Origin of the sequence: Burkholderia sp. FL-7-2-10-S1-D7, from assembly GCF_001524185.1 — a bacterium.
Classification (GTDB): Bacteria; Pseudomonadota; Gammaproteobacteria; order Burkholderiales; family Burkholderiaceae; genus Burkholderia; species Burkholderia diffusa.
The window spans coordinates 1-3,769 of record NZ_LOWY01000004.1; the positions used below are offsets into that span (position 1 = coordinate 1).

At 61.8% G+C, this 3,769-nt stretch carries 6 protein-coding genes; 2 read left to right on the top strand and 4 right to left on the bottom strand.

Going from position 1 to position 3,769, the window contains the following annotated elements; translation table 11 throughout:
• Window positions 1-95 (bottom strand): SDR family NAD(P)-dependent oxidoreductase (locus WS75_RS33195; RefSeq protein WP_124629839.1); only part of this gene is annotated, 95 nt, incomplete at its 3' end.
• Window positions 96-258: 163 nt separating this feature from the next.
• On the opposite strand from WS75_RS33195, the gene WS75_RS00690 reads away from it, so the two are divergent.
• Entirely contained in the window at window positions 259-1,230 is a 972-nt protein-coding gene (locus WS75_RS00690) for a potassium channel beta subunit family protein (protein ID WP_059678715.1), read from the top strand.
• A 111-nt stretch (window positions 1,231-1,341) separates the two neighbouring features.
• Window positions 1,342-2,187 (top strand): 23S rRNA (adenine(2030)-N(6))-methyltransferase RlmJ, encoded by an 846-nt coding sequence (locus tag WS75_RS00695; protein ID WP_059678716.1) that lies wholly within the window; start codon window positions 1,342-1,344, stop codon window positions 2,185-2,187.
• Window positions 2,188-2,202: 15 nt separating this feature from the next.
• Here WS75_RS00695 and WS75_RS31270 read toward each other — a convergent pair whose 3' ends face one another.
• The 3 genes from WS75_RS31270 to cueR form a co-directional block, all read right to left on the bottom strand.
• On the bottom strand, window positions 2,203-2,538 hold the full coding sequence (locus WS75_RS31270; RefSeq protein ID WP_082729454.1) for a hypothetical protein: 336 nt from the start codon (window positions 2,536-2,538) through the stop codon (window positions 2,203-2,205).
• 144 nt (window positions 2,539-2,682) lie between these two features.
• Complete coding sequence (locus tag WS75_RS31275; RefSeq protein ID WP_006478295.1) at window positions 2,683-2,829, bottom strand: DUF3563 family protein; 147 nt, start codon at window positions 2,827-2,829, stop codon at window positions 2,683-2,685.
• 215 nt (window positions 2,830-3,044) lie between these two features.
• Window positions 3,045-3,449, bottom strand: coding sequence for a Cu(I)-responsive transcriptional regulator (cueR, locus tag WS75_RS00700; RefSeq protein ID WP_059678717.1), 405 nt, complete (start codon window positions 3,447-3,449; stop codon window positions 3,045-3,047).
• Window positions 3,450-3,769: the final 320 nt, after the last annotated feature.

The window sequence follows — 3,769 nt, forward strand, 5'->3', positions numbered from 1 at the left end:
GCGCCCGCCTTCGCGAGCTCCAGTGCGATTTCCTTGCCGATGCCGCTTGCGGCGCCCGTGACGACTGCGGTCTTGCCGGTCAGATCTGCTGCCATGTCCGTCTCCTTCCGTTATCGGATCGAAAAAGCGCGCCCCGCTGCTTCCGCTTTCGTCGCGCGGTCGTGCAGATGGGCCAGCCGCTATTGTGCACGATCGGCCCCGCCGTTCGCGCGCAAAACGTCTAAGCTTAAGATCGGTTTCGAGTCGCGGGAGACGCCCATGCACTATCGACGGCTAGGCCGCTCCGGCCTGCAGATCAGCGAGCTTTCGCTCGGCTCGTGGGTCACCTACGGCAACCAGGTCGATCAGCGGGTTGCCCGCGAATGCCTTGCGGCGGCCCGCGATGCGGGCGTCAATTTCTTCGACAACGCCGAGGTCTATGCGGGTGGCAAATCCGAGGAAATCATGGGCCAGGCGCTCAAGTCGCTCGGCTGGCCGCGCATCAGCTACCTCGTGTCCACCAAGTTCTTCTGGGGACTCGCGGAAGCGCCGAACCAGTACCACACGCTGAACCGGAAATATCTGCTGAACGCGATCGACCACTCGCTGCGCCGGCTGCAGCTCGACTATGTCGACCTCGTATACTGCCATCGCCCCGATCCGAACACGCCGATCGAGGAGACCGTCTGGGCGATGAGCGACATGATCGTGCGCGGCAAAGCGCTGTACTGGGGCACGTCCGAATGGAGCGCCGACGAGATCCGCGCCGCGTACGAAATTGCCGAGCGGCACCATCTGCACAAGCCGGTCGTCGAGCAGCCGCAGTACAACCTGTTCCACCGTACCCGGGTCGAGCAGGAATACGCGCGGCTCTATGACGACTACGGCCTCGGCCTGACGACCTGGAGCCCGCTGGCATCGGGGCTGCTCACCGGCAAGTACCGGAACGGTGTACCGCCGGGTAGCCGCGCGCAACTGCCGGGCTACGACTGGCTCCGTGCGCGGCTGACGGATCCGGCCAGCAACGACGTGGTCGAACGGCTCGGCGCGATCGCGGCCGAGCTCGACTGCAGCACTGCCCAACTCGCGATCGCATGGATACTCGCGAATCCGCGCGTGAGTTCTGTCATTACGGGCGCCTCGCGAGTCGAGCAGATCGGCGACAACATGCGCGCGCTCGACGTTGTCGCGAAGCTGACGCCGGAGGTCAAGCAACGTATCGAAGAGGCCGCCGGCGACACATTCGAGTAAGGCGGCTCACGCCCACTCGCGTACAATACGCGGCCGCAGTGGTGCGCGGCCCAGCGGCCGCACGCAATCGTCCGTTTTCATCGATTCATCCTTCGTTTCAGGCAGCCAGCCATGCTCAGTTATCGTCACGGTTTTCATGCAGGCAACCACGCGGACGTGCTCAAGCACGCCGTCGTCGTCCAGCTGCTGCGCTACCTGAACAAGAAAGACAAGTCGTACTGGTACATCGACACGCACGCCGGCGCCGGCGTGTATTCGCTGCGCGACGGTTATGCCGCCAAGACGGGGGAATTCGACACCGGCATCGGGCCGCTATGGAACGAAAAGAACCTGCCCGAGGTGCTCGGTGATTACGTCGACGAGGTACGCGCGCTGAACGACGACGGCGAGCTGCGCTACTATCCGGGCTCCCCGTATCTCGCATGGCGATCGATGCGCGAGCAGGACCGGATGCGTCTGTTCGAAATGCACACGACGGAAATCGACGTGCTGCGTCACAACTTCCGCGATGCGGGGCGCCGCGCGATGATTTACGCCGGTGACGGCTTCGAGGGCATCAAGGCGCTGCTGCCGCCGCCGCCGCGACGCGCGCTCGTGCTGATCGATCCGTCGTATGAGGACAAGAAGGACTACGCGCGCACGGTGGCTTGCGTAACCGAATGCCTGAAGCGTTTCGCGACCGGCTGTTACGCGATCTGGTATCCGCAGGTTGCGCGGGTGGAATCGCAGCGTTTTCCGGAACAGCTCAAGCGCCTGCAGCCGAACAACTGGCTGCACCTGACGCTGACGGTATCGAATCCGCCGACAGGCGGCCTGGGCCTTTACGGCAGCGGAATGTTCATCCTGAATCCGCCGTACACACTCGCGCAGAGCATGAACGAGGCGCTGCCCTATCTCGTCGAACGCCTCGGACAGGACAGCGGCGCCCGGTGCCAGATCGAGCACCGCGGGAACTGAGCGGACGTCGTGCCGCTATCGTTGCGGTGTTGGCGTGGGTCTCGGCTGATTGGCCGGCGACACGCCCCAGCCCGGCACATTGATATACGGCGCGACAAACAGCGGGATCGATGAAGTCGATCCCTGCCCGGCCGGCGCTCGCATGCCTGCGGGCTCGACGATTGGCTCTGACGATAACGGAGCCGTTTGCAACACCAGGCCGCCCCTGCCATCCTGGATCCCACGTTGCGTATCGAGAATCAGCGGCTTGGACGACGTCGCCGCACCGGCCGCCACGCCGTGAGCCAGCGCGAGAACCCCCAGAACGAGACGCGCGCGGGAAACGTGATGCACATCGAGACGCAAGCGCATGGTCGTATTCTTCCGGTTAAAAACAGGCCCATACCATAGCGCCGCGCCGACGATTTCGCCAGATCAAGCGCACAAAAAACAAAGCCCCGTCAACACGGGGCTTGCTTTTCGTTCGGTGCCACACGGCACCTGACGGTGACTCGATTACAGCGAGTAGCCGTTGGTTTCGAGCGAGCGAATGCGGCTCTCGAGCTGGACGATGTCCGACGACGTGGCGAGGTATGCCTCACGGCGCTCACGTTCTGCGGATTCGAACCAGTTGCTCAGCTTTTCAACGATGTAGGCGATCATGATGTTCTCCAAGGAAGAGGGACCCCTGGCGAATCGAGATTCAGGGATTTCCCGTATAGGGTTATCCCGAATTATAGCGACGCCGCACCAAGATGCCAGTGAAATGCTTGCATGGCCGCCATTCCGTTTTGGAATGCATTGTGAAGCAATCGTTTTAACTCACTGATTTTTATGAATATTGAATCGAGGTCTCTTTTCGGCCTCGAGGGCATGCACTAATCTGGTTCACCGAGCGGTTCGGCCAGGCGCGCCAAGATCGGGCATTCAGGTCGTTCGTCACCATGGCAGTGCGCGGCGAGATCGGCTAGCGTATTGCGCATGTCGCTCAGTTCCGCGATGCGTTTGTCGAGTTCGGCGACGTGTTCGAGGGCGATCGACTTCACTTCGAGGCTGGCGCGGGCGCGGTCCTGCCAGAGCATCAGCAACTTGCGGATATCCTCGACGAGAAAACCGAGCCGCCGTGCCTGACGGATGAAGCGCAGGATATGGACTTCGTCCGAACCGTAGATCCGGTATCCGGCGTCGCTCCGCTTGCTGGGCGCAAGAAGACCGACCTGTTCGTAGTACCGGATCATTTTTGCGCTGACGCCGGATTCGCGCGACGCGTCGCCGATATTCATTCCCTGCCCTCTCTCCATCAAGCACTGGTTCGAACATGAACGTCGGGGCAAGTAGCCGTCGACGACACTTCGATCGTATCAAATCGCGAGATTTCGTTCCGGTGCGGACGTGACGACGGAATCGACCGCAATCAGGATGAGTTTATTGGGGTGGGTTGCGGCGAGATCTGCCGGTTCAAGACAGCATGCAGTCTGCAAGACGGAGACAGCTCTCGGCCATCTCGCCTATTTCCGTCGCTGAAGTGCAAAAACCCCCGCCTTTCGGGCGGGGGTTTCTGGCTTAGGGAGCCTGACGATTACCTACTTTCACACGGGAATCC